The organism is Caldimicrobium thiodismutans (genome assembly GCF_001548275.1).
Classification (GTDB): domain Bacteria; phylum Desulfobacterota; class Thermodesulfobacteria; order Thermodesulfobacteriales; family Thermodesulfobacteriaceae; genus Caldimicrobium; species Caldimicrobium thiodismutans.
In genome coordinates this window covers 306,666-331,277 of sequence record NZ_AP014945.1, presented here as the reverse complement: position 1 = coordinate 331,277, position 24,612 = coordinate 306,666, and the positions used below count along the sequence as shown (strand labels likewise).

Here is a 24,612-nt window from a genome sequence, read left to right as displayed (position 1 = left end):
TTTTGATTACAAATTGATATCAGGGGGGCTTAAATGGACGAAAACTTTAGTATAGGGATAGTAGGTGGCGCAGGAAAAATGGGAAGACTCTTTCACAGATTCTTTGAGGAAAGGGGCTATTCTGTAATGATATCGGATGTGGAAAGGGGATTAAGTCTTCCCGAACTTATGAAGAGGTCTAAATTTATTCTTCTATCTCTCCCGATGGAGGTTTTTGCTAAGGTTGTAGTTGAAATAGCCCCCTATGTGGAGAGACATCATTGGATCATGGATATCTGCTCTCTCAAGCTTGAACCAGCAAGGCTCATGCGAAGAGTTCTTAAAAAAGGAGAGCTTATAGCAGGACATCCTCTTTTTGGCCCTTATGAGAGGGATCTTCAGGGAAAAACAGTTGCCCTTTATCCCTTGCGTGGAAAAAAGGGTTATCTCTGGATCTCAGAGGTTTTCAGCAAAGCTGGACTAAGGGTGGTGAAAATTCACCCCAAAAGACATGATGAGGTTATGGGCCTTGTGCAGGTTATAAATCACTTCTGGTTAATGCTCCTTGGCAATCTTATTCATTCAGCTAATTTCAAAGTTGAGGAGCTTATAGCCCTTTCCACTCCAAGTTTTCTTGGCCAGCTTGAAATCCTCAAAAGGCTTGCCAAACAAGATGAGGGACTCTATGCCCGTATTCAACTTGAAAACCCCTTTGGAAAAAAATTCAGAAATCTCCTCTGTAAAAACTGTCAGGATTTAACAAAAATTTTAAATCGGAGAGATTCTCTTGCCTACCAACTTTTTTCCCAGGCCTTTAATCAGGCCAAAGAGATAGCAAAAGCCATTGAAGAACTACTTCCTATGGATGTAAAACAATAGTAATGAACCTGTAAATATCATACCGAGACAAAGAACCTGTCCCATGGTCATCCAGCCAAAAAGTAAGCTAAAGCTCTGTCCAGGCTCGCGTAAAAATTCAAAAAGGAATCTCAAAATACCATAGACAATTAAGAAAAAAGAGAGTTTAGCCCCCTCTTTCCAGGGTTTATTCCTAATACTCCAGAGAAGCAAGAAAAGAAAAAGACCTGTGACTAAGGATTCGTAGAGCTGAACGGGATGTCTGGGAATAGGGCCTCCCTCTGGAAAAACCATAGCCCAGGGAAGATTGGAGGGTTTACCAAAGATTTCACCGTTTATAAAATTTCCAATCCTTCCGAAAAAAAGTCCAAGGGGGGCTGGAACTATAACCAGGTCTGCCCAGTAAAGAAAGTGTTCTCCCTTCTTTTTAAGATAAAAATAGCCGGTAAGAATAGCACCAATAGCTCCTCCGTGAAAGGACATTCCTCCCTGCCAGACCGCTGGAATTTCCCAGGGATGAGTAAGAAAGTAATCAGGGTAATAAAAAAAACAAAATCCAAGCCTTGCCCCTACTACAAGACCAATAAAGCTATAAAAGAGAAGATTTTCAAGGAGAGGGTAGAGCTCAGCTCTCCCCCTTTCTTTGAGTTGGTATCTACAAAGAAAAAGGGCTACTAAAAAGCTTAACAAATACATCAGCCCATACCAGCGGATCTGAAAGGGCCCTACTTTAAATATAACTGGGTCAATTTTGGGATAGGTAAGCATCACAAAGGTCCTTTAAAAAGCACTCAGGACACTTGGGCTTTTTTGCTAAGCAGATCTTTCTTCCATGGGCCTGTAAAAGATAGGGAAATATAAACCAGTCCTCCCTTGGGACAATCTCCATAAGCTCCTTCTCAATCTTTTCCGCCTGTTTAGATTTAACAAGACCAATTCTCTGAGCAAGCCTTGAAACATGAGTATCCACAGGGATACCTTCAATAACCCCATAGGCATTGGAAAGCACAATATTGGCTGTTTTCCTTGCAACCCCGGGCAACTCAAGGAGTTCCTCCATGGTTCTGGGGACCTCACCACCATATTTTTCAACTAAAATCCGACAGGCCTCTTTGATGTATTTTGCTTTTTGCTGGAAAAATCCAGTGCTTTTAATATCCAGGGCAAGCTCTTCAATAGGTGCAGAAGCAAAGTCTTTAGCTGTGCGATATTTTTTAAAGAGCTCCGCAGTTACCTGATTAACTCTTTCATCGGTGCACTGGGCTGAAAGAATTGTGGCTATAAGAAGTTGCAAGGGATTCTGAAAATTTAGGGCAATTCGGGCTGAAGGATAGGCCTTTTTAAGCCTTTTAATCACCTCTTTTACCTTTTCTTTAAGCTCCATCTTCGTTTCCCTCTAATTTTTATTCAAATTTTAGCCCTATTTTAATTATTTACAATGCAACGAATTGCCTCATTAAAAATCTATTCAAAATTTTATCGTTGCCTCATATAAAAAATCTCCTAAATGTGCAATTAACTCCTCTCTTGAACCTTCAGAAAAAAACTATCTACTTCACCCCTCTTGAATTCACGAGCTTAGTTCTTTCGCAAAGCTTATTTCAAAGGAAAGAGTGGGCGGAAAGGTAAAGGAGCTTTACAGAAAGATAAGGAGATATCAGTAAATGCTTGGGAGAACATACTTAGAAAAAAAGGGTGAAAAAAGGTGAGAGGTAAGAGGGAGAGCCAAAAGAGAGCAAACACATAGGGTTGACCTAACAAAATCTCCTATACAGATTCATTTTCTTATAAAAGAAGTGGTAGAAAAAAATCCCATTAAGTAAAAAGATATGGACGCATACAATAACCATTAATTCTGAAACTCCCCTCAGTTATGCCCAAGAATTAATGCAAAGGCATCTTTAGTGGTCTCCCGGTTATGGGAAAAGGAAAAATCGTTGGGATTGTAACTACCACTGAAAATGAAACACCTGCTCAAGCTCTTGAAAAGATGATAAATTATGGAATTGGTAGGCTTTTAGTTGTAGATTCTGAAAAAAAACTTGAAAGGTATTATCTCAAGAACAGATATTGGAATGGCTTTGAGAAGATATAGAGAGCTTTCAGAAACTCAAGATTGACTTTTTCCCCATCCCCCTCCACCAGGGGTTTCTACTCTGATTTTATCCCCACTTTTAACCTCTAAGGTGCATTTAGCAGGAAGTTCTATCTTTTGTCCATCCCTTAGGAGATAATTTTTCCCCACCTCTCCCTTTAAACCACCTTTAAGACCATAGGGAGGATTTTTCCTTCTTTCTGTCAAAAGACTCACGGTTAAAGGCTTAAGAAAAAGATATTCCCTTATAATCCCATCACCTCCTGAAAAAAGTCCTTTACCTCCCGAGCCCCTTCTTATGGCATAACTTTCTATCCTAACGGGGAAGACCTGCTCAAGGGCTTCAATTGGAGTATTCATGGTATTAGTCATATGCGTGTGCACAGCAGAGAGGCCCTCTTTACCTGGACGAGCCCCCATTCCTCCCCCGATGGTCTCATAATAAGCCATTTGCCTATTTCCAAAGGAGATATTGTTCATACTACCACAGGATGCCGCTGGAACTAACTCTGGAATGGCCTCATGTAAAGCTCCAAGAAGGGTATCAACAATCCTCTGAGAGGTTTCCACATTCCCGGCTGAGACAGCAGCGGGATATTCTGCAGAAAGAAGAGTTTTAGGCCTTGTAATAACTTGAATCCGCCTGAATAATCCATGATTTATTGGAAATTCTCCCAGAGTATTCAAAAGAGAGATAAAAACATAATAAACTGAAGAAACTGTAACAGCCCTTGGGGCATTAACCGGACCCTTAGCTTGTGGAGGACTTTCTGAAAAATCACATAACACCCCCTCTGAAGTAATTTCAACCCTTACCTTTATTGGAATATCCGAGGCCTCAAAACCATCTCCATCAAGATAATCAGTGAAGGTAAAATTTCCTTTTTGCATACCCATTAATAATTCTAAAAAGGCTCTTTCTGTATAATTTTTAAGTTTCTCTATGGCAGAAAGCAATGTTTCCTTACCATAACGAAACAAAAGCTCCTGAATTCTTAGCTCTCCTCTCTGTAAAGAAGAAATCATAGCTTTAAAATCTCCGTTTCTTTCATAAGGATTTCTCATCTCCTTCAACAGGGCTTCAAGAAAGACCTCCTGTAATATACCCTTTTTATAAAGATAGGCAGGTATTATTCTTATTCCCTCATCTTCAATGGTTTCACAAAGCCCCATACTCCCAGGAACTTTTCCACCCACATCACTATGATGAGCCCTTACCATTAGAAAGAAAAGTAGCTCCCTCAAGTGAAAAACTGGTTTGACTAAAGTAATATCTGGAAGATGAGTTCCTCCATGGAAAGGGTCATTAGTAATCACTATATCTCCCTCTTGCCATTCAAAAAGAGGAAGAAGCACTTTCATGGTTTCAGGCATGGCTCCCAGGTGAACGGGAATATGTGAGGCTTGAGAAACAAGCTCCCCTTCGGCATCAAAGATAGCACAGGAAAAATCTGCCCTTTCTCTGATATTAGGAGAAAAGGATGATCTCCTTAACACTGCCCCCATCTCCTCAGCTACACTTGAGAGAAGCTTATTAAATATTTCAAGTTCAAAGGGCTTCAACTCTCAATCCTTTCAAGCAGAAGGGTTTTATTTTTCAACACCTTCAGATAAAAATCCTCTTCTAAATAAAGGGTGGTAAAATCTTCTATAATCAAGGCCGGCCCTTTCAAACTTTCTCCTTCTTTTAAGACCTCCCAGTTTATAATTTTTATATCCTGAAAACCCTTATCTGTATAAATCTTACCTTCAAAATGAGAAAAAGAGGGAGTTCTTTCCTCAACTTGAAACCCTGCAAAGGGTGTCCCCTTTCTTATCCTCAAACGCAGGGTTACCACTTCAAGAGGGTGATTGTAAAGAACATATCCGTAAAATTTGGCATGCTCCTCTTCAAAGGCCCTTTTGAGATCCTCTCCAAAAGGAACTGTCAGTTCATAGCCCTGTCCTAAATACCTCAAATCAGCAAAAATTTCAACCTCATAATCCTCTATATTTTCCCCCTTTTTAAGTAAATATCTTAAGGCCTTATCTTTGAGTTCAGAAAGGTAATCCCTTAATTTTGCTTTTTCTTCAAGTCTTATAAGGACAGTTTGAGAAAAATCCTTTATGAGATTTGCAAAATAAAGGCCAAAGGCTGAAAAGGCTCCAGCAAATTTTGGAACTAAAATCTTGGGAATACCTAAATCTCTTGCCAGTGCACAGGCATGAAGACCTCCAGAGCCTCCATAAGTAAAAAGGACAAACTCTCTTGGGTCAAACCCCCGCTCTACACTTACTTTTGAGATGGCTCTTGCCATATGGGTATTGGCTATTTTAATAATACCAAGAGCTGTTTCAAAGGGTGAGAGCCCTATCCTTTGAGCAATCTCTGAAATTGCTTTAAGGGATCGCTCTTTATCAAGGTGAAGTTTTCCACCATAAAATCTCTCAGGTAAAATCCTTCCCAGGACAAGATTGGCATCTGTCACGGTTGGAAGGAAACCTCTTCCATAACAGGCTGGCCCTGGGTCAGCCCCTGCACTTTGAGGACCAACCTTAAGCACTCCCCCTGCATCAACATAGGCTATAGATCCTCCCCCTGCTCCAACAGTATGAATATCTATGACCGGAATTCCCACAGGGAAACTATCCAGAAGATATTCCTTAGTAAAGGGTAGCCCTCCATCAATAAGACAAACATCCGTTGAAGTTCCACCCATATCAAAGGTTATCAATTTTTCAAAACCAAGGCTTTTCCCAAAAATCAAAGCTCCATAAACTCCCCCTGCTGGACCAGAAAGGATAGTATGTATAGCGTATTTCTGGGCCTCTTTAAGATCTATAAAGCCTCCATTTGACTGTTGAATAAAAATCTGCTTTTGGGGAAATTTATCTTTAAGTGTTTCCAAATAGCGCCTAATCACAGGAACTAAATAGCTATTTATAGCTGTGGTTGAAGTTCTTTCATACTCACGAAATTCAGGAAGAATCTCAAAAGAAGCACTGACTTCAGCTTTTAATTCCTTCTCCAGGGACTCCTTTAGCATCTTTTCATGAATAGGGTTTATATAACTATGGAGAAAGCTTAGGGCTACACTTTTAAGGCCTCTATTTTTTATTTCTCTGATAACCCTCTTAATTTCTTCCTCTTCAAGGGCCCGGATAATCTCTCCCCTTACCCCTATTCTTTCCTTGACCCCAAATACATTCTCAGGTGTAATGAAGTGTTTTGGCTTTTCCACAAAAAGGTCATAGAGTTTTGGCCTTGTTTGGCGTCCAATAAAAATTATATCTTCAAAACCAGCAGTAGTGAGCAAAACAAATTCTTCACCCTTTCTCTCAAGAAAGGCATTGGTAGCAACAGTTGTCCCATGGATAAGAGTCTCAAATTCAAGCTCTTCTAACCCCTTAAGAATGGCTAAGGCTGGATCCCTGGGTGTTGAAGAGATTTTAAAAATTTTTAAAGCCCCTTCCTCTCTCCAGACAAAGTCTGTAAAGGTGCCTCCTGTATCAACAGCTACTTTCAAAGATTATCACCCTTGATCTGACAAAATCCTTTGAATATGGTTCCAGATATTTAAGTAATCAGGTTCCCCTTGAATATGATAGGTATGTAAACCCAGTTTTTGGGAAGGCTCAATATCATCCTCCAGGGTATCACCTATCATAAGGGCCTCTTCAGGAGAAATTTGAAAATAAGATAGGGCTCTTTTAAAGATCTCTGGGCTTGGTTTTAAATAACCCACTTCACAGCCCAAAAATACCCCCTCCAAATAGGAAAGCAAATTATGTCCCTCAAGAATAGGATAAAGCCTGCAATCCCAATTGGAAATAACTGCAAAGCTTAATCCCGCTTTTTTGCCCTTCAATAAAAATTCCATAAATCCTGGAACAACAGTAACACATTCAGGACTGGCAAAGAAGGCATAAGCTGCTTTAAATACTTCATTAAAGATCTTGTCATTTTTGTATTCTTCAAAGGCCCTATGAAAAACTTCTCTCCAACCCTCTTTACAGATCTCTCCATTGAGAGGTGTTTTAAGCTCTTCTTTAAAAACTTTTTTAAAATAAAATCTTAGTTTTTCTGAAATTTTCTCAGAATTTGTTTTAATACCAAAGGAGCCCCAAAGCCTGCGATAAATCTCGCCTAAGGAGGGATTAAATTTAAGAAAAGTTCCTTCTGCATCAAGAAAAATAACCCTTAACATGTAACTTTTTAGCGAAGAGGTCTAAGAGTCTTTCTATATTTTTCGGGAACAGTTTCAGGAAATTGTGTATAATGAAGAATACCTTTTTCATCTTTATAATAATAGATCTGTCTTTCCTTGGGATAGGTCTCATTAAAAGGAAGGGTATCACTTGGATTAGAAGTGCCTACTGTATCACCAACAGTTAGATAATTCCGCAAAAGTTCTAATTTTTTTTCACCAATTCCTTTGATCTTTTTAAGGTCTTCTATGTTTTTAAAAGGACCTTCTTTTTCTCTATACTCAATTATGTTTTTAGCTATTACCTCACCTATACCAGGGACTTTTTTAAGTTCTTCTAAAGTAGCTTTGTTTAAATCAATTTTATTTTGAGCTAAAAGAGGAATAAAAGCGAAAAATAAAAACAAAACATAAAAATAAAATATCCGCTTTAACATAAAAGCTTAGGGGGCAATAGCCCCCTGATAAAAAAGATTGATTACACGCAACCAGTAGGTTTGGGGAGACCAGCCATTTTACAGGCACCCTTTCCAGGACCAGAGGGGAAAAGCTCATAAATCTTCTTAAGAGGATATCCAGTAACCTTGGAAAGAATTCTCACCATTGGGGCAACACCGTTTTTCCTAAAATAATCCTGAAGCACATTAATAACTTTCCAGTGCTCATCCGTCAGTTCAGAAATGCCCTCTTGCTCTTTAACATAATCAACCCATTCTTGACACCAAACCTCAAGACCACCAACTAAAAATCCATCTTCATCAACCTCAAAAGTCTTACCTTTGTACTCAACTGTAGGCATAACTCCACCTCCTTTATTTTTTTACTTTAATAATCTTCATTAAATATTTTTTATTCAATAAAAGGCCCCTTTAATGGGGCCAAACTAAGATTAACTTTTTTTTAAAAAATGTCAACCCCTACGAGAAAAAAATAACTAATTCTGATTCAATTCTAAAAGCATAGGAACTTCATCACATTCAGGAAACTTACTACATTTAATACAATCAGCCCAGACCTTCTGGGGTAGCTCTTGTTTATGCACCTCCTTAAAGCCAAATTTTTTAAAAAAATCAGGGGAAGTAGTTAAAACAAATATCTTTGGTATTCCCAATTCTTTGGCCTCTTTAAGACAGGCCTCAATCAACTTACTCCCTATCCCCTGTCTGTGGTATTCCTCACTAACAACTAAGGATCTGATTTCAGCTAAATCCTCCCAAAGTATATGTAAAGAACAGGCCCCAACAATAAGATCTCTATCCTCACAAACAAAAAACTCCCTTACACTCTCATAAAGTTCAGCTAAGGGACGGGGTATTACATCCCCTTTTTTAGAAAAATATAAAATCAATTTATATATATATTTTATGTCAGAGAGCTTTGCTTTTCTTACTTCCAATATAAATCCTCTTTAAATTAGGGCAGTTCAACAACAAAAGGTTTTTCTATACCAAGCTTACCCTGAATCTCCTTTAATGCTTTATCTGCAGTAGGTCTATCTCCATATCTTCCAACTAAAACTTTATAAAGGGTTTTACCTTCAGAGGTAGTCTCTTTTATTTCTGCACTATATCCAAGTTTTTTTGCCTTTTCAACTACACTTAAGGCCTTTTCCCTTTGAGAAAAGGCTCCTACCTGAATTGAAAACTTTCCAGAGCTCTGTTCCTTAATTTTTTCAGCTAAATGGGCAACCTCCTTTTTAGCATACTTAGGAGACTCAGTTGGAGCAGATTGTTTTTCAGGCTTTTGGGAGACCTCTTTATGAACCTCCTTTCTAGAAGGAGTCACCTCCTTCTTTACTTCAGGTTTCTTTTCTGCAGGCTGAGGTGCTATCTCTTTTTTCTCCTCCTTCACCTGAGCAATAGTCTGATTAACAGTTTGATTCATCTGGGTTTCGTTTTCTGTCTTTTTAGTCTCCTTCTGTGCCTCCTGAGTCATATTAGTAGCATTAACCACTGGTGAGGGATGGGGAGACACCTTTTGTTCAAGAGCTATCTCTTCAGTAGATTGTTTTCCACCAATCTTTGTCCCAACCCAGACTCCAAGAATAAAAGTCCAGATTAAAAGACATAGACCAAAGAGAATAACAAAGATCAAAGAGATCTTACTTAACTCAAATTTTACCTTTTTTTCTTCCATCCTTGACCTCCTTCACATTTTTTCAGGACTATTTACACCTAAGAGAGTAAGTCCTCTTTGAATAATAATTCTACAGCCTTCAGTTAAGGCCAAACGGGCAAGGCTTATCTCTTTTTCCTCTCCCACTACCCGATATTTATTGTAATACTCATGAAAAAGTCCTGCCAGCTCAAGAAGATAATAAACTATCTTATAAGGAGCAAATTGCAAGGCTGAAATCTCAACCACATCGGAAAACTCTGCCAATTTTTTCATAAGATCTAAGGATTCCTTTTCAGAAAGCAAAAATAGTTTTGCCTCATAAAGTTCATCCAGAGGAAATCCTTCAGATTTTGCCTTTTCCTTAATGGAACAGATACGGGCATGGGCATATTGCACATAATAAACAGGGTTCTCCTGAGATTGTTTTTTAGCAAGTTCCACATCAAAGTCAAGAGGTGAATCTTGACTTCTGGAAAGAAAGATAAATCTAACTGCATCTACCCCTACTTCTCTTACCAATTCCTTTAGCTCTATATATTCTGCTTTACGGGTGGACATACTTTTAAGTTCTCCACCCTCAAGAAGATTGACCATCTGAATTAATAAGACCTTCAGTCTCTCAGGATCTATTCCCAACGCCTTAAGCACACCTTTTAGTCTTTGCACATAGCCATGGTGATCTGCACCCCAGAGATCTATGGCAAGATCAAAGCCCCTTTTTATAAACTTCTCATAGTGATAGCTAATATCACTGGCAAAGTAAGTCCATTCCCCTGAAGATTTGCGGACGACTCTATCCTTTTCATCTCCAAAAAGGGTTGATTTAAACCAGAGGGCCCCTTCTGCCTCATAGAGATAGCCTTTATCTATAAGAAGACTCAAGACCTCCTCAACCAAGGACTTCTTATACAAATCCCTTTCGGAATACCAATGGTCATATTCAACTCTAAAATTTTTCAGGTCTAATCTAATATCCTCAAGGATGCTTTTTATTGCAAGTTCCCGACAAAGCTCAATAGCTTCAGATTCTGCTTTTTGCATTAAATCAGGATATAATTTTAAGGCCTCCTTAGCTATATCATAAATATAATCGCCCTGATAGTAGTCCTCAGGAAAGGGGACCTTTTCTCCTGTTAATTCCTTTGCCCTGAGGTAGACAGAAGCTCCCAGGATGTTCATCTGAGTCCCACGATCATTGATATAATACTCCGTATGCACATTAAATCCTGCAAATTTGAGAATTCTGGCGAGAGCATCCCCATAGGCAGCCCCTCTCCCATGTCCAATATGCAATGGTCCTGTGGGGTTGGCTGAGACAAATTCAATATGAATCCTTTGACCCTTACCAATATTTAGCGCACCATAGTTATCCTTTTCCTTAAGGATCTGGAGTAGATTTTTTCTCAAAAACTCGGGATTTATCCAAAAATTTATAAATCCAGGCCCTGCTATCTCAATTTTTTCAAAAAGATCCCCTTCAAGCCTCAATTTTTCAATTATTCTTTCAGCAATCTCCCTTGGCTTAGCTTTAAGCACACCCTGCAAGACCAGAGCAAGATTAGTTGAAAAATCCCCCAAATCCTCTCTTTTTGGTCTTTCAACCTCAAAGGGAATATCTTTTTCAATAAGATTTAATTCTTTAAGCGTCTCCTTTAATCTTTCTCTTATCTTCCTTTTGATCACTCTCTTTCTCCTTCTTAGCAAGATTAATGTCTAAGGAAAATTCTGGACATTTAATTGGTCTTGTATTATCTATAGTAAATTTTTTAACACAAAATTCTCGCCAGGCACACCTTACACAGAGAACTAACTCTTCCTCGGAATTATTCTGGAAAGACATCGGACTCAATTAAGACCTTTCCCTTTAAAAAGTCAATCTCCTTGATCTTACCTTTGATCCTTTTAGGAGCCTCAAAAAAGGTCTTTAAAATAAGTTCATCACCGTTAATCTCCAATTGGGTAATATCTTTTGCAATCTCTTTCTCCTGTGATCCAACCCTAACCCAAATTTTAGCCTGACACATTCTTTAACCTCTCCTTTTCCTCTTTAACTCTATTAAGAAACTCCAAAATTGTCCTTTTGTCAAGGTCTATTTTCCCGAAATAGGATGGTAAAGGAGCATAAATCTCAAGAAAATCTTGAGTATGGGGATGAGGGAGGGCTAATTGTAAGGCATGCAGAAAAATGGTTCCCCTATTAAATTTTCTCTTCGACCCATATGTTTTATCTCCCACAATAGGATACCCCCTTTGGGCAAGAGAAACCCTTAACTGGTGTTTTCTTCCCGTTACTGGAAAAAGCAATAAAAGGGAATAGGCCTCTCCTGCCTTAACTAATTGATAAAAGGTTAGAGCCCTCTTAGCTCCCAGAGTATCCCTATCTAAAACTAATGCCCTTTTCTTTTTCTCATCGTATAAAAGATAGTCTTCCCAATAACCAAAGCCTTCTTTAAAAAGATTTTCAATCTTGGCTAAATAAATTTTCTCTACCTTTCCGCTCTTAAAGAGCTGAAAAACCTTTGATGCTGTTTTGCTTCGCTTAGCTATTAACACAACCCCTGAAACTGGCTTATCCAAACGATGAACAACTGCAAGAAAGACCTGACCGGGTTTTTGATCCCTTTTTTTAATAAAATCCTTCAATTTCTCCAAGAGGGACTCTTCTTTTTTCTTTGCACCTTGAACTACAAGGCCAGCTGGTTTATTAACTGCGATGAGATATTTATCTTCGTAGAGAATCTCCACCTTTATCCTTTAATAACTCCGGTTTTTTGAAACCCTCAAAGCTCTCGGGTTTTTTAAAGAATTCCTCTTGAATTCCAAAGAATTTAAAAATAAATCTGAAAAGACCCTTTCCAATACTTGCTGGATGAAGGGGCACAATGATAGGATTATCATAGGTTCCTACCACCTCAAGGGGCAAATAAATAAGCATTCTTTCCTTTCCCAGGGCCCACTGGCTAACAAAGGGGATATGTTCTAAGATTACATCTACTGTTTTAAAAGGAGAAACAAGAAAGGTAAGACTCAATTTTTTGTCAGAAAGAGAAACAGGACCGTTCCCAAAAAGCCTAAAACCAGGGGCAGAAAGGAAAAAAGTATCCACCCGGAGGGAAGAATTTTTAAAGTCTCCTGTGAAGTCAATCTCCTCATAGGGTAAGAGATTTTTCTCAAGATTGGGTATTTTACCCCTAAAAAGATCAATAGGGCTTAAAAATCCAAGGACTCTTGCTAAAAGGGGAGCTCTATATATATAGCCCCTTTTAGACCTCATTTCAAGTTTCCCATAGGTGTTTTCAAAGAATTTTTTTACCCCTTCAGTATAAAAAAAGCCTTGCATTTCAAAGGGGCCCTCAAAGATAATTTTGGGCATCTCTTCAGGATACAAACAAGAAAAAAGATCCAGAAGATCTCCTTTGGCTGGATGTAAGTCCACAAAAAAATATTTAAATTCTGGATTACTTTCATATTCAGCATAAAAATTCAGATTACAAAGATTAATCTGCGGGATCTCAAGGCGAAAAACCTTTTCCTCCTTTTTTGAAATTATAACCTTGAGACTATTAACCTTATGAGAGGTAGGTAAAACCAAGTTTTCGATCTCAAAATTAATACTCCCTTTTGCAGGAAGTTGACTTATTCTCTCTTCAATGGTTGTTTCTTCCCGGGGAATTCTTTCTGAAACCCTCTCAGAAACTTTTTGCATATAATCCTTTAAATTCACCTCTTTTGCCAAAAGATTTCCCTTTACTTCAAACCAGTTAGGAGTTGGTTCAATTTCCAAATCTCCTTTTACTTCAGCCTTATTTATCTGCAAAGAAAGATTTTTAGCCATTACTTTATGCCTTTCTAAATCCAGATCCCCTGAAAAAATAAAATCCAGAGTATCAGTAAGCTTTAACCTCCTTAAAGAGAGTCTACCTACTCCCTCTACAGGAAGCTCTTTGAGATAGGCCTTTAAAAACTCAGGTAAGGTCTTTTCATTATTGAGCCCCTCTAAAGTTTTTAATCCTAATAAATTGACCTTTAAAGTAACTTCACCTGCAATCTCTCCTTCCCTGGCAGAGGGTCTTTCAAAGACAGAAAAAAGCTCCTCTATATCCCCTTTCCCCTTAAACTCTATAGTTAGATTTCCACCTGTATCTCTGAGTCCGAGGAGAAAATCATTTTTGGCTGAATAAATTTTAGCCTTAATCTCAAAACCCTGAGCATAATTACCCTCAACTTCTATATTTAAATTTTTAAATCTTTGTCTTCCTTTGTAACTCACCTCATCAGATTTGAAATTTAGAGAAAAGTCTTCAATTTGGATAGGTTCTTTTTTAAGAGAATAAATAGAATTTTTAAGTTTTAAAAATTCTTCCATTCTTCCAAGAAACTCTGGAGATAATTCTCCTGATCCCGTTAAGGAGATTTCCTTTGTTTCAGAATTGAAAAGTCCTCTTACTGAAAGGGTTGAATTTTCAGAAAAAATGCTTGCTTCCTGTAGATCTACAAAGGGGAACTTCCAGCTAAAAGTTGCCATCGGGATATAAATAGGTGCATGAAAAGTCTCCCAGGGGGAAGCACCCCTTAAATCAAAGATAGTTCCACTAAACTTGATTCCTTTTAAAATTTGAGCACCCTCTTTTTTCTCAAAATCCCTTAAATTTCCCTCATAGGTTATCTCTTTTAATTTAACTTCACTAAAGGAAAGCTTATATTTTTCAAACTCTTTTTTTAAATCTGGGGAGTCTTTCAAAAGCTCCTGAACCAGAGATTCTTTTAAAAGGGCTGATGAGGCCTTAAGCTGAAGGATTTCACTATCAAGAAAAATATTGCCATCTACACCCCTAAAAAGGTTTTCTTTATAAAAAAAGCTAAGATTTTTCAACTGAATTAAATTATTTCTATAAGCAATTTCCCCTTCTTGCAAGGCGATCCAATCCTTTAAATGTATGGTCTTAAATTCAAGATCATTTGGCCAAATTCTGAGCTGAAGAGATAAATTATTAAAAGGACCTTTTAGTTCCAGAGCTCCTTTCAAATCTCCTTTAAGCTCGGTTACATCTGAAAGAAGGGTAGGATCTTTTGTAAGGCTCCTTCCTATTTCAAGGATCCTTTTAGCCCTACCTTCAAAAAAACCTTTAATTTCAAGACCGGGATTTTTACTCAGCAAATCCAGTTTGAAATCTTCAATCTTAGATGGGATCTCATCCTCAACTACCGCTTCACCCTGAAAACCCAATTTTTTATCTTCAAACCTGATTTTTCCATTAATATCTGAGAAAGACAAAGAGGGTTCAGGAATGGTTACTGTTCCCTTTTCAACCTCTCCTGATAATTGAATATTTTCTAAGGCAAAAAGACCTTTTAAATCCCTGGCCTGAGCTAAAAATTTGAGATCTTTAAACTTTCCACCCCTTAAAATCCCAAAGAGCTCTTCTTTTTCAGAGACTGTAAGGTGAGGAGAGATAATCTCTTTCAGATCTGTAAGGCTTAGAGTCTTAATAGAGCTTTTGAAATAATAGGCCTTTTCTTTTTTGCCAAAGGCAATTTCCCCATTTATCTCAGGATACTTCATCTGGATAGGATTTAACTCTAAGGCATAGGTCTCCGCATTTCCTATCAAAAAACCCTGAAAAATTCCACATACAAGGGGCTTTTCTTGATTTTTAAAGGCTATGCATGGAGCAGAACCTGTAAAACTTAGATTCCAAATACCCTTTTCAAGAGAGATCTCTAAGGAGATATCAAATTCAGTCTTTGTTAACATGGAGCTTTCTAAAAGAGAAATCTTGCTTAAATCAAGTTTTTTAATTCGGAGAGAACTTTCCAAGAATCTTTTTTGATAGTCAAATCTACCCTTTAAATCTAAGGTTTGCGCAAAGGAAGTAGTAAGATTTCCTGTAAAAAGTAACTGGGGGCTTTTATCTCTAAAAATAAGATTTATAGAAGAAAACTTGAGTTTTCTATTGTTTTCTTGAACCCACTCTAAAGTCCCATTCACAATATTACCTGAAAAGGGAGAGACTTTTTCTAAAAACTGATAGAGAGTCTCTGTTTCAAGAGGTTTTTCCTCCTTGGTCTCCCTTATTCTTAAATAGGGATTTTTAAGATAAAGCCCTGATGGATAATAGTTTAGGCGAATCAGTTTTTGAGGTGAAAAGGTCAATCTACCCTTGGGAAAATTCAGTTCCAAATCAGGATTTGTAATCCTTAAGTCTTCAAACTCAAGATAATATTTATAGAGGTTGACATGAACCTTTTTGTAATCCAGATCAAGTTGAGCTCTTTCTGAAAGAAAGCCTCTTAATTTGTTTTTAAAGTATTTATGGTTCAATAAGAAATCCAGATTAAAGCCAATAATTCCAATAACCAGAAAGATGAGAATAAAAGCAGCAAAAAAAAGAAGGAAAAGGCGTTTCATAGAAAAAAATTTACCACTTTTTTATTAATCTCAAAGCCAAATTAACTGAGGCTTGAAAACTGGTAGGATCCGCTATCCCTTTTCCAGCTATATCATAGGCAGTTCCATGGACAGGAGAGGTTCTCACAACTGGAAGACCAAGGGTAACATTAACCCCATCTTTAAAGTGAAGCATTTTAAAGGGCACAAGACCCTGATCATGATAAATGGCAATAATATAATCAAAGCTCCCCTTTAAAGCCCAGTAAAAAAGGCTATCTGCTGGATAGGGCCCATAAAGGGGAATTCCCTCTTCTTTAGCCCTTGAAACAACAGGAACTAAAATCTCCTTTTCTTCTCCTCCAAGAAGTCCTCCTTCACCTGCATGAGGATTTATACCACAAAGGGCAATCTTGATATACTCATGAGATCTCTTTATCTTTTTCAAAAAGTCATAACTCAGTTTAGCTATCTCAAGGATTCTCTCCGGATTTAAAGCTTCAGAGACCTTTTTTAAAGGTAGATGAGTGGTAGCTAAGGAGACTTTCAGTCTTTTTCCATAAAAACTCATACAAAAACTTTTTGCTCTAAGTTTCTCAGCTAAAAACTCTGTATGCCCTCTATAGGGGAGCCCGGATACTTTAAAGGACTCTTTACTCAAGGGCAAGGTCACAAGCCCCCTGATTTCTCCTTTTAAACTTTTCTCAATAGCAGTTTCTATATATTTTACAGCGGCTAAATGACTTTCCTCAGTGGGCTGGCCTGGAATTATTTTTATCTTAGATAGATTTATTATGTTTAAATTGGAGGGCAATTTTAATTGATAGGACTTAGCCAGACCTTTGATTAAGGCAAGATCTCCAAAGATTACAAAATTTGCCCTTAATTTCTCAAGGAAGGGAAAACTTTTAACAAGTATCTCCGGGCCAACCCCTGCAGGGTCGCCCAGAGTTATTCCCAAGTTTAACATTACTTCATTTCTTCAAAATCCGCATCAATAACCTCATCTCCGGGTTTTTTTTCTGTGGACTCACCAGCTCCTGTTCCTTGAGCCTTACTCTTATAAAGCATCTCAGCAAGCCTGTATGAAGCCTGAGTAAGATCGTCACTTGCCCTCTTTATAGCATCAAGGTCTTCTCCCTCTAATTTTTCCCTTAAGATCCTGATTTTTTCCTCTACATCTCTTCTTAAGTCTTCTGAGACCTTATCTCCCAACTCCCTTAAAGTCTTTTCAACGGAATAGATGAGAGAGTCACCTTGATTTCTGGCCTCGGCAAGTTCCTTTTTCCTTCTATCTTCTTCGGCATACTGCTCAGCCTCTTTTAAAATTCTCTGAATCTCCTCCTCTGAAAGCCCGGAACTTGGTCTCACTACAATGGATTGTTCCTTTCCAGTCCCTAAGTCCTTAGCTGTGACATGAAGAATTCCATCCGCATCAATATCATAGGTAACTTCAATTTGAGGAACACCTCTTGGAGCAGGAGGAATTCCAACGAGATCAAACTTAGCAATACTTTTGTTGTCCTTGGCTAAAGGTCTTTCACCTTGCAAAACATGTATGGTAACAGCGGTCTGATTGTCTGTGGCGGTAGTAAAAATCTGGCTTCTTCTTGTGGGAATAGTTGTTCCTCTGGGAATAAGCACGGTAAAAACACCACCGAGGGTTTCAATTCCAAGAGAAAGGGGCACTACATCAAGGAGAAGGACATCTTTGACCTCCCCTTTTAGAACCCCAGCCTGAATAGAAGCCCCCATAGCCACAACTTCATCGGGATTTACTCCCTTCACAGGTTCTTTCCCGAAGATCTCTTTTACCTTTTGCTGGACTCTTGGCATACGGGTCATACCACCAACAAGAATGACTTCATTTATATCCTGAGGCGTAATTCCGGCATCTTTCATAGCAATTCTGCAGGGTTCCTCAAGCTTTTGAATAAGGTCTTCAACCAAGCTTTCCAACTTGGCCCGGGTAAGTTTGGTAACAAGATGCTTTGGTCCTGTGGCATCAGCAGTAATAAAGGGGAGATTAATTTCTGTCTCAAGGGTTGAGGAAAGCTCAATTTTAGCCTTTTCAGCTGCCTCTTTTAGCCTCTGTAGTGCCATCTTATCCTGTTTTAGATCAATACCATGTTCCTTTCTAAATTCTTCAGCCAAATAATCCACAATCTTCATATCAAAGTCTTCTCCACCGAGAAAGGTATCCCCAGAGGTTGACTTGACTTCAAAGACACCGTCTCCAATTTCCAGGATGGAAATATCAAAGGTTCCTCCACCCAGGTCAAAGACTGCAATAATACCCTCTTTTTTCTTTTCAAGGCCATAGGCTAAGCAAGCCGCAGTAGGCTCATTGATAATTCTTAGCACATTTAATCCAGCAATTCTTCCGGCATCCTTGGTTGCCTGTCTTTGGGTATCATCAAAATAAGCAGGAACTGTGATAACTACATCAGTAACCTCTTCTCCCAGATACTCCTCAAGATCTTGTTTAATCTTTCTCAGAATCATGGCTGAGATTTCAGGAGGGCTATAGCGTTTTCCCCTGATCTCTACATGAGCATCACCATTAGGGGCTTCCACTATTTTATAGGGAACCTTCTTTTTCCACTCCTGAACAAGGGGATCATTGAATTTTCTGCCCATAAGCCTTTTGATACCAAAAATTGTGTTTTCTGCATTAATGATAGCTTGCCTTTTAGCTGGAAGTCCAACTAAAATTTCTCCGCTTTCTTGAAAGGCAACAATAGAAGGGGTAGTTCTTGCACCTTCTCTATTGGGTATGACCTTAGGTTCACCACCTTCAAAGATAGCGGAACAGGAATTAGTCGTTCCAAGATCAATTCCCACCACAGGCACTTTCTTAGCCATAGCTCAACCCTCCTTTTTAAAATTTATTCATTTTCAATTTGGTTGTTTTCATCTAAGGATTTTTCTTCTTTATTTACTGGACTACCCTGGCAAACACAGACCAGGGCCGGTCTTAATACCCTCTCGTGAAGCTTGTATCCCTTTTGAAAGACCTTGGTGATTCCACCATTGGGTACCTCTGGATGGGGTTCCACATGTAAGGCCTCGTGAAAATGAGGATGAAAGGGCTCTCCTACCGCTGGCTCAAATTGTTTGAGCCCAAATTTTTCAAGGGTCTGAACAAGCACTTTAAGAGTAAGCTCAACTCCTTGCTTGAGGGCTTCCACATTAGATGAAGTCTCAAAGGACTTTAAGGCCATCTCTAAATTGTCAATTGAGGGTAAAAGCTCCTTAAAAACTGTCTCTAAGGCAAATTTAAAATATTCCTCCCTTTCTCTTTTAAAGGATTTCTTGAGATTTTCAAGTTCAGCTGCGTATCTTAGGGCCCTTTCCTTCCATTCCTTTAATTCCTCTAATTTGACCTGGCCCTCCTCTTCAACAGAAACTTCCTCCTTTTCCTTTGCCTCATCCATAGTCTTTCCTCCTCTGCTCTTTACAAAAGGAAATCTTCAGTTAACATAAAAATTAAGTCTTATCTTTATTTTTTCCAGAGGTTTTGTGGAAATTATGGAAAAATGGCAGATAAGAGAGATTGTTTTAAAAGCCTTAGAAGAGGATCTTCCCTTCGGGGATAGGACTACAGAGCTTCTTATCCCTCCAGGATTAAAAGGATCCGCCTATTTTCTTGCCAAAAGTGAACTTGTCATCTGTGGAGAGAGGGTTGCTGAAGCGGTTTTCCATGAGATAGACCCGGAAATAAAAATCACCTGGCACTTTTCAGAAGGAACCCTTGTTCCATCTCAAACCAGGATTGGTATAGCCGAAGGAAAGATCCAGGGTCTTTTAAAGGGAGAAAGGGTTGCCCTCAACTTTTTACAACATCTATCCGGTATTGCAACCAAGGTTCGTAAAATGTCAGAAATACTTAATAATTCAACTATTCTTCTTGATACCCGCAAGACCCTACCCGGGCTGAAGATTTTGCAAAAATATGCGGTAAAGATCGGAGGAGGCCAAAATCACCGTTTTTCCCTTTCTGATGGGATTCTTATTAAAGACAACCACATCAAGGCTCTTGGTGGTCTTGAAAAGATAATAGAAAAACTTGAGACTCAATCTCATACCCTCAAGGTAGAGATAGAGATTAAGACCTTAGATGAGCTCAAATTTATTCTTGAAAAAGGAACAAAAGTGGATGCCCTCTTGCTGGATAATTTTTCTGAGGAGGATCTCAAGATTGCAGTATCTCTAATTCGCAAACAGAGACCTAACCTTTTAATTGAGGTCTCTGGAGGGATAACTGAGGAAAATCTTAAAAAATATGCTGGTCTTGGTGTAAATTTTGTATCCTCCGGGGCACTTACCCATTCAGTAAAAGCAGTAGATATAAGTTTTAAAATTGAAAAGGTCTGGGAATAAAAAAGGGGGCTTAAAGCCCCCTCAAATATTAACCTGCAAAGGCCTTTTCTAAAGGTGGGATCACCTGTTTCTTTCTGCTCATTACTCCATCAAGCCACATCCCTTTACCTTCAATCTTTTTACCAAAGGCCTTTTCAATAAGAGCAGGTTCATCGGTTACTACAAAGAGCTCGGTGCCCTCTTTCATAATATCAGTAAGCATGAATACAATGCTATGATATCCTCCTTCCTGTTTCATCTTCACAAGCTCATTGTAAATTTCATCCTTTCTTCCCTCAATAAGGGATAGATCAATTACTTCAATCTGCCCAGCTCCAACCTTCTTTCCACTCATATTGTAATCCTTATAGTCCCTCATAATGATATCTCTGACAGCCATACCACTTACATCTGAAAGCTTGGATTTAACCTCTATTCCAAGTTTGGTAAGATCCTCCACACCAGCAATCTTTGCTAACTCTTCACCAGCAGTTTTATCCATAGGGGTTGTGGTTGCAGATTTGAAGATAACGGTATCACTTAAAATAGCAGAGAGCATAATTCCTGCGATGTTTTTAGGGATCTCAACCCCGGTCTTGTCAAAAAGGAACTTAAGGGTGGTTGCTGAACACCCTACTGGCAAATTGACAAAACAGATAGGATTAGGAGTTGCTACATCTCCAATCTTGTGATGGTCAACAACTGCTACAACTTCAGCTTGAGCAAAGTTATCCACACTCTGAACCACATCAGAATGATCCACAAGGGCTACCTTTTTCCCGGCTCCATCCGTCATCATCTCAGGAACAGAAAAACCAAACTTCTCAAGGACAAACTTGGTCTCAGCATTGGGCTCTCCCTGTCTTACAGGAACAGCTTCAAGTTCAGGCATCTTCATCTGAGCAAGAATTCCCTTTTTTTTCCATTCATTCCAGAGATAAGCAAAAGCAATAGCCGAACAAATAGAATCAGTATCGGGGTTCTTATGCCCAACCACATAAAGAACTTCGGACATCTTAACACCTCCTTTTACAAGATTTGAAATTAAATGGGATTTTACTTATAAATTATAGCTTGTCAAGGGCATAGGAAAAGTTATAATAAAAACTTAAAGAGAGAAAAATTTAAGCCGATAAAAGAGATAGCCATGGAAAGAGAAGCAGTAAGAATTGATGTAGTTATTCCTTTTGGAGTTGCTCCTGTGGCAGATAAAGACCTCCAGGATAAAGAGGCAAGAATTGTAGGCGATATGCCCCTTTTTTCCTATATACCTTTAAAAGATACCTTAGATGAGGCTTTAAACAATTGGTTAAAACTTATTAATGCCAAACTGGATTACCTCATCAATCTCTTGACCAAGGAAAAAGAAGGATTTAATGAGCTCCCCCTCAAAAAAGTAAATTTAAGTGAAAAGGGAGTGCGATTCCTCAGTAGCGAGCCCTTTGAGATTGGAACCCCTTTAGAGGTAAAACTTGTTCTTGAACTCTATCAACCCTTGGGATTTTACCTCTATGGAAGGGTTGTGAGATGTGAAAAAAGAGAAGAATATTATGAGGTTGCTCTTGAATGGCTCCATCTGACACCAGATATTAGAGAAAAATTGAGTTTTTTCATTCTTCAAAAAGAAAGAGAACTCATAAGGGAGAAAAAGGGCTTTTAAATGCCATCCATAGTTGGTTTCATTGTAGTCATTTTATGTGTCTTTGTTGGCTATGCCTTGGAGCATGGGAACTTTTCCGTTATCATTCAGCCTGTTGAATGGTTAATTATCTTTGGAGCAGCGGCTGGTTCTCTTCTTACTGCCAATAACATGACGGTAGTTAAGGGCATTGTGCAGGGCTCAATTAAGGCCTTAACCAAGCCCGGAGTTTACACTAAGGATGATTTTGTAGATCTCCTTCTTCTTTTAAATGATATCTTTAAGAAGATAAAAAAGGAGGGTTTGATTTCCATTGAACAGGACATTGAAAATCCTGAAGCCAGCAAGATTTTTTCAGCCTTTCCTAAAATACTTGCTAATCACATTGTTTTAGACTTTATCCGGGATACCTTTAGATCCATCTTAACTACAAATATCACCCACTTTGAGCTTGAGGGCTTACTTGAAAATGAAATTGAAATTATCCATCATGAAGCTTCAGAACCTGCTCATAGGCTTTCAAACCTTGCAGATTCTATGCCAGGGCTTGGTTTGGTTGCAGCAGTGCTTGGAATTATTTTAACCATGGGTAAAATTGATGAACCTCCAGCTGTGCTTGCCCATCATCTCTCCATTGCCCTTGCCGGAACCTTTATCGGAATTTTAACCTGTTATGGATTTATGGCTCCTCTTTCAGCCAGAATGGAAAAGCTGGCTTTGGAAGAAAAGGAATATCTCACGGTTATAAAGACTGCTATTGTCAATTTTATCGGTGGAGGAGCTCCGCAGATCGCAGTTGAATTTGCAAGAAGGGCCATTCCTCCTCATATGAGACCAAGTTTTCAGGAACTTGAGGCCAAGCTTAAAGAGAGAAAATAATGAGCACTCCCCCTATTATCATTAAGCGCGTAAAAAAAGTTGTTGGTGGACACCATGGAGGTTCCTGGAAGATTGCCTATGCAGACTTTCTGGCTGGTATGATGACCTTTTTTTTACTCCTCTGGTTAGTATCCCTTATGGAACCCAAAACCAAGGCTCAAGTAGCTGCTTATTTTAAAAAATTTAATATCTTTAGCAAAGCTGGAACCAGTATGCTTATGGAGTTTTACCGAACAGGGAAAATGGAGGGCCCTAAGGTTCAAACTCAAACACAGGAACTTCCCCCTGTCAAAGGTGAAGGCGAGAGATTCAAAAGGATTATTGAAACAAGACTTAAAAGTCTTCAAGAGCATGTATTAATTGAGGTTACCGAGACATCCACCAAAGAAAAGGTAGTTCGCATTGAGATTATGGAGCTTGTCAATAAACCCCTTTTTAAACCCGGTAGCGCAGAGCTTCTTCCAGAGGGTAAAGAAATTCTCAAAGTCCTTGCTGAAGAACTCAAAGAACTTCCTGTGCTTGTTTCTATTGAGGGGCATACGGATGCAGTGCCTTCCCGAAGAGGAAAAACAGGCAACTGGGAACTATCCTCTGCTCGCGCCATCTCTGCCATGCTTGAACTTGAAAAAAATGGTGTCCCTCCGGAAAAAATTCTTGAAGTTGTAGGATATGCAGATAATTTCCCCCTTTTTAAAGACAATCCCTATGATGCAAAAAATAGAAGAATCACTCTGACTGTGCACTATGGACCTCCAGAAGGCTTCAAAGCCAAAGTAGAAAAAACAACTAATTCAACGCCTTAGTCTAAAAATTACCTTAACTGGAACCCTTTCAAATCCAAGAAATTGTTGAAATCTATTGCGAACAAATTTTTCAATATGCTTAGGAAGTTCTTCAGGTTCAATATTTATAAAGATAACAAAAGTGGGAGGGGCAACCTCAACCTGAGTGGCATAATAAAATTTCAGGCGTTTTCCCTTTATATTGAAGGTATATTGACTCTTAAGCTCCTCAAGAAGGGTATTTACCTGAGAGGTTGGAACTCTTCGGGAGTAATCCTTATAAATCTCTTCAACTAAGGGTAAAATTTTATCAATATTAAAACCCTCCTTAGCAGATATGGGAATTATGGGTAACCAGGGAAGAAACTTAAGGTGATGTCTTAAAACCTGAAGAAAGACTTCGCTTTTGGATTTCTGTCTTTTAAAAAAATCCCACTTATTTATCAATAAAAGAGCTGCTTTACAATTTTTTTGAACCTGACGGAGAAGGGTTTTATCCTGATGGGTTAGGCCCTCTTCAGCGGTAATCAGAAAAAGAATAATATCTGCCTTTTGTAAGGTCTCAAGGGCCTTGTCCACACTAAATTTTTCAGCTCGCTCCTCAATTCTTGATCTTCTCCTAATACCCGGGGTATCTATGAGCAAAAAACTCATGCCCCCTTCTCTCTCAAGAAGAACATCTACACAATCCCGGGTTGTCCCCGGTATTTCAGAGACAATCATCCTTTCATAACCAAGAAGGCGATTTATCAGGGTGCTTTTTCCCACATTAGGACGACCAAGTATGGCAACCTTGATCAATTCTGTTGAAGGAAGGGGAAAAATCTTTTCCTTAGCGATTTCTTTAAGTCTATCTTTAAGAGTTGATAGGTTTCTTTTCTCTTTAGCAGAGACAAAAAATATTTCAGGAAAGCCCAGAGAAAAAAATTCCTGAGCCCTCTTTTCATCCTCTTTACCCTCAACCTTGTTAACGATAAGGAGGACCGGCCGGGAAAACCTTCTTAAGTAACTTGCAATTTCTTCATCTGCTGAAGTTAAACCTTCCTTGGCATCAACCACAAAGAGAATCAAATCAGCCTCTTTAAGACTTTTCTCCACAATATCTTTAATAGCTTCTGAAAAAAAATCTCTACGACTCAGATCAATTCCACCTGTATCTGTGATCTTGATTCCCTTGCCATCATAAAGTTCCACATAATCAACGACAAAATCTCTGGTAACACCAGGTGTTTTCTCAACTATAGTCTTTTTTTCACCGATAAGGGTATTAAAAAGAGTTGATTTTCCTACATTGGGCCTTCCTACAATCACAGCCTGAAACATCT

At 38.7% G+C, this 24,612-nt stretch carries 24 protein-coding genes; 6 read left to right on the top strand and 18 right to left on the bottom strand.

Features of this window, described 5'->3' with window-relative positions; all coding sequences use genetic code 11:
* Window positions 1-33: 33 nt before the first annotated feature.
* Window positions 34-858 (top strand): prephenate dehydrogenase/arogenate dehydrogenase family protein, encoded by an 825-nt coding sequence (locus THC_RS01615; protein WP_068512402.1) that lies wholly within the window; start codon window positions 34-36, stop codon window positions 856-858.
* Here THC_RS01615 and lgt read toward each other — a convergent pair.
* Together lgt and nth are read right to left on the bottom strand one after the other, a co-directional pair.
* A complete protein-coding gene (gene lgt, locus THC_RS01610; RefSeq protein ID WP_068512399.1) occupies window positions 832-1,605 on the bottom strand; it encodes a prolipoprotein diacylglyceryl transferase in 774 nt (257 codons plus the stop codon). The two genes, THC_RS01615 and lgt, sit on opposite strands and share 27 nt — an antisense overlap.
* On the bottom strand, window positions 1,583-2,221 hold the full coding sequence (nth, locus tag THC_RS01605; protein WP_068512393.1) for an endonuclease III: 639 nt from the start codon (window positions 2,219-2,221) through the stop codon (window positions 1,583-1,585). Before nth ends, lgt begins: the two co-directional genes overlap by 23 nt.
* Window positions 2,222-2,755: 534 nt before the next feature.
* Here nth and THC_RS09145 point away from each other — a divergent pair.
* A complete protein-coding gene (locus THC_RS09145) occupies window positions 2,756-2,932 on the top strand; it encodes a CBS domain-containing protein (protein ID WP_082706231.1) in 177 nt (58 codons plus the stop codon).
* A 15-nt stretch (window positions 2,933-2,947) separates the two neighbouring features.
* On the opposite strand, the gene THC_RS01600 is transcribed toward THC_RS09145, so the two are convergent.
* From THC_RS01600 to THC_RS01530, 14 genes are all read right to left on the bottom strand, one after another.
* Window positions 2,948-4,495 carry a hydantoinase B/oxoprolinase family protein gene (locus tag THC_RS01600; RefSeq protein WP_068512389.1) on the bottom strand — a complete coding sequence of 516 codons (1,548 nt, stop codon included), beginning with the start codon at window positions 4,493-4,495 and terminating at the stop codon, window positions 2,948-2,950.
* Window positions 4,492-6,438: a hydantoinase/oxoprolinase family protein gene (locus THC_RS01595; RefSeq protein ID WP_068512385.1), complete on the bottom strand. Its 1,947-nt coding sequence runs from the start codon at window positions 6,436-6,438 to the stop codon at window positions 4,492-4,494. Before THC_RS01595 ends, THC_RS01600 begins: the two co-directional genes overlap by 4 nt.
* Window positions 6,439-6,444: 6 nt before the next feature.
* The gene (locus tag THC_RS01590) at window positions 6,445-7,119 is read right to left on the bottom strand and encodes an HAD-IA family hydrolase (protein WP_068512383.1); all 675 of its coding nucleotides are present in this window, start codon (window positions 7,117-7,119) and stop codon (window positions 6,445-6,447) included.
* An 8-nt stretch (window positions 7,120-7,127) separates the two neighbouring features.
* Window positions 7,128-7,526 (bottom strand): ComEA family DNA-binding protein, encoded by a 399-nt coding sequence (locus THC_RS01585; protein ID WP_197650975.1) that lies wholly within the window; start codon window positions 7,524-7,526, stop codon window positions 7,128-7,130.
* Window positions 7,527-7,597: 71 nt separating this feature from the next.
* Window positions 7,598-7,918, bottom strand: a complete 321-nt coding sequence (locus THC_RS01580) for a TusE/DsrC/DsvC family sulfur relay protein (protein WP_068512376.1) — start codon at window positions 7,916-7,918, stop codon at window positions 7,598-7,600.
* A 135-nt stretch (window positions 7,919-8,053) separates the two neighbouring features.
* Complete coding sequence (locus THC_RS01575; protein WP_068512373.1) at window positions 8,054-8,515, bottom strand: N-acetyltransferase; 462 nt, start codon at window positions 8,513-8,515, stop codon at window positions 8,054-8,056.
* 17 nt (window positions 8,516-8,532) lie between these two features.
* Window positions 8,533-9,255, bottom strand: a complete 723-nt coding sequence (locus THC_RS01570) for an SPOR domain-containing protein (RefSeq protein ID WP_068512370.1) — start codon at window positions 9,253-9,255, stop codon at window positions 8,533-8,535.
* Window positions 9,256-9,267: 12 nt separating this feature from the next.
* Entirely contained in the window at window positions 9,268-10,920 is a 1,653-nt protein-coding gene (gene argS, locus THC_RS01565; protein ID WP_068512367.1) for an arginine--tRNA ligase, read from the bottom strand.
* A gap of 140 nt (window positions 10,921-11,060) precedes the next feature.
* The gene (locus tag THC_RS01555; RefSeq protein ID WP_068512362.1) at window positions 11,061-11,261 is read right to left on the bottom strand and encodes a CooT family nickel-binding protein; all 201 of its coding nucleotides are present in this window, start codon (window positions 11,259-11,261) and stop codon (window positions 11,061-11,063) included.
* Window positions 11,248-11,982: an RluA family pseudouridine synthase gene (locus THC_RS01550; protein WP_068512359.1), complete on the bottom strand. Its 735-nt coding sequence runs from the start codon at window positions 11,980-11,982 to the stop codon at window positions 11,248-11,250. Before THC_RS01550 ends, THC_RS01555 begins: the two co-directional genes overlap by 14 nt.
* Entirely contained in the window at window positions 11,960-15,646 is a 3,687-nt protein-coding gene (locus tag THC_RS01545; protein ID WP_068512356.1) for an AsmA family protein, read from the bottom strand. The genes THC_RS01550 and THC_RS01545 overlap by 23 nt, the downstream gene beginning before the upstream one ends.
* Before the next feature lie 10 nt (window positions 15,647-15,656).
* Window positions 15,657-16,595, bottom strand: a complete 939-nt coding sequence (pdxA, locus tag THC_RS01540) for a 4-hydroxythreonine-4-phosphate dehydrogenase PdxA (RefSeq protein ID WP_068512353.1) — start codon at window positions 16,593-16,595, stop codon at window positions 15,657-15,659.
* Window positions 16,595-18,490, bottom strand: a complete 1,896-nt coding sequence (dnaK, locus tag THC_RS01535) for a molecular chaperone DnaK (RefSeq protein WP_068512351.1) — start codon at window positions 18,488-18,490, stop codon at window positions 16,595-16,597. The genes pdxA and dnaK overlap by 1 nt, the downstream gene beginning before the upstream one ends.
* 23 nt (window positions 18,491-18,513) lie before the next feature.
* Window positions 18,514-19,062: a nucleotide exchange factor GrpE gene (locus THC_RS01530; protein WP_068512348.1), complete on the bottom strand. Its 549-nt coding sequence runs from the start codon at window positions 19,060-19,062 to the stop codon at window positions 18,514-18,516.
* 94 nt (window positions 19,063-19,156) lie between these two features.
* Here THC_RS01530 and nadC point away from each other — a divergent pair, with 94 nt between their 5' ends.
* A complete protein-coding gene (gene nadC, locus THC_RS01525) occupies window positions 19,157-20,008 on the top strand; it encodes a carboxylating nicotinate-nucleotide diphosphorylase (protein ID WP_068512344.1) in 852 nt (283 codons plus the stop codon).
* Between the two features lie 28 nt (window positions 20,009-20,036).
* On the opposite strand, the gene THC_RS01520 is transcribed toward nadC, so the two are convergent.
* Window positions 20,037-21,002, bottom strand: coding sequence for a manganese-dependent inorganic pyrophosphatase (locus tag THC_RS01520; protein WP_068512341.1), 966 nt, complete (start codon window positions 21,000-21,002; stop codon window positions 20,037-20,039).
* 132 nt (window positions 21,003-21,134) lie between these two features.
* On the opposite strand from THC_RS01520, the gene THC_RS01515 reads away from it, so the two are divergent.
* From THC_RS01515 to THC_RS01505, 3 genes are read left to right on the top strand one after another with little or no spacing between them, the layout of a single operon-like run.
* Window positions 21,135-21,647, top strand: a complete 513-nt coding sequence (locus THC_RS01515) for a PilZ domain-containing protein (RefSeq protein ID WP_068512338.1) — start codon at window positions 21,135-21,137, stop codon at window positions 21,645-21,647.
* Entirely contained in the window at window positions 21,648-22,505 is an 858-nt protein-coding gene (gene motA, locus THC_RS01510; RefSeq protein ID WP_068512336.1) for a flagellar motor stator protein MotA, read from the top strand.
* Window positions 22,505-23,308, top strand: a complete 804-nt coding sequence (locus THC_RS01505) for an OmpA family protein (protein ID WP_068512334.1) — start codon at window positions 22,505-22,507, stop codon at window positions 23,306-23,308. The genes motA and THC_RS01505 overlap by 1 nt, the downstream gene beginning before the upstream one ends.
* Here THC_RS01505 and der read toward each other — a convergent pair.
* Complete coding sequence (gene der / locus THC_RS01500) at window positions 23,297-24,610, bottom strand: ribosome biogenesis GTPase Der (RefSeq protein WP_068512331.1); 1,314 nt, start codon at window positions 24,608-24,610, stop codon at window positions 23,297-23,299. The two genes, THC_RS01505 and der, sit on opposite strands and share 12 nt — an antisense overlap.
* Window positions 24,611-24,612 lie beyond the last annotated feature (2 nt).

Bases quoted from the DNA above. Each gene is read 5' to 3' on its own strand.
- THC_RS01590 (WP_068512383.1), bottom strand. From the start codon at position 7,119: ATGTTAAGGGTTATTTTTCTTGATGCAGAAGGAACTTTTCTTAAATTT.
- THC_RS01615 (WP_068512402.1), top strand. From the start codon at position 34: ATGGACGAAAACTTTAGTATAGGGATAGTAGGTGGCGCAGGAAAAATG.
- THC_RS01580 (WP_068512376.1), bottom strand. From the start codon at position 7,918: ATGCCTACAGTTGAGTACAAAGGTAAGACTTTTGAGGTTGATGAAGAT.
- THC_RS09145 (WP_082706231.1), top strand. From the start codon at position 2,756: ATGGGAAAAGGAAAAATCGTTGGGATTGTAACTACCACTGAAAATGAA.
- THC_RS01555 (WP_068512362.1), bottom strand. From the start codon at position 11,261: ATGTGTCAGGCTAAAATTTGGGTTAGGGTTGGATCACAGGAGAAAGAG.
- THC_RS01530 (WP_068512348.1), bottom strand. From the start codon at position 19,062: ATGGATGAGGCAAAGGAAAAGGAGGAAGTTTCTGTTGAAGAGGAGGGC.
- THC_RS01545 (WP_068512356.1), bottom strand. From the start codon at position 15,646: ATGAAACGCCTTTTCCTTCTTTTTTTTGCTGCTTTTATTCTCATCTTT.
- dnaK (WP_068512351.1), bottom strand. From the start codon at position 18,490: ATGGCTAAGAAAGTGCCTGTGGTGGGAATTGATCTTGGAACGACTAAT.
- THC_RS01505 (WP_068512334.1), top strand. From the start codon at position 22,505: ATGAGCACTCCCCCTATTATCATTAAGCGCGTAAAAAAAGTTGTTGGT.
- THC_RS01570 (WP_068512370.1), bottom strand. From the start codon at position 9,255: ATGGAAGAAAAAAAGGTAAAATTTGAGTTAAGTAAGATCTCTTTGATC.
- der (WP_068512331.1), bottom strand. From the start codon at position 24,610: ATGTTTCAGGCTGTGATTGTAGGAAGGCCCAATGTAGGAAAATCAACT.
- nth (WP_068512393.1), bottom strand. From the start codon at position 2,221: ATGGAGCTTAAAGAAAAGGTAAAAGAGGTGATTAAAAGGCTTAAAAAG.
- THC_RS01515 (WP_068512338.1), top strand. From the start codon at position 21,135: ATGGAAAGAGAAGCAGTAAGAATTGATGTAGTTATTCCTTTTGGAGTT.
- THC_RS01520 (WP_068512341.1), bottom strand. From the start codon at position 21,002: ATGTCCGAAGTTCTTTATGTGGTTGGGCATAAGAACCCCGATACTGAT.
- lgt (WP_068512399.1), bottom strand. From the start codon at position 1,605: ATGCTTACCTATCCCAAAATTGACCCAGTTATATTTAAAGTAGGGCCC.
- nadC (WP_068512344.1), top strand. From the start codon at position 19,157: ATGGAAAAATGGCAGATAAGAGAGATTGTTTTAAAAGCCTTAGAAGAG.
- pdxA (WP_068512353.1), bottom strand. From the start codon at position 16,595: ATGTTAAACTTGGGAATAACTCTGGGCGACCCTGCAGGGGTTGGCCCG.
- motA (WP_068512336.1), top strand. From the start codon at position 21,648: ATGCCATCCATAGTTGGTTTCATTGTAGTCATTTTATGTGTCTTTGTT.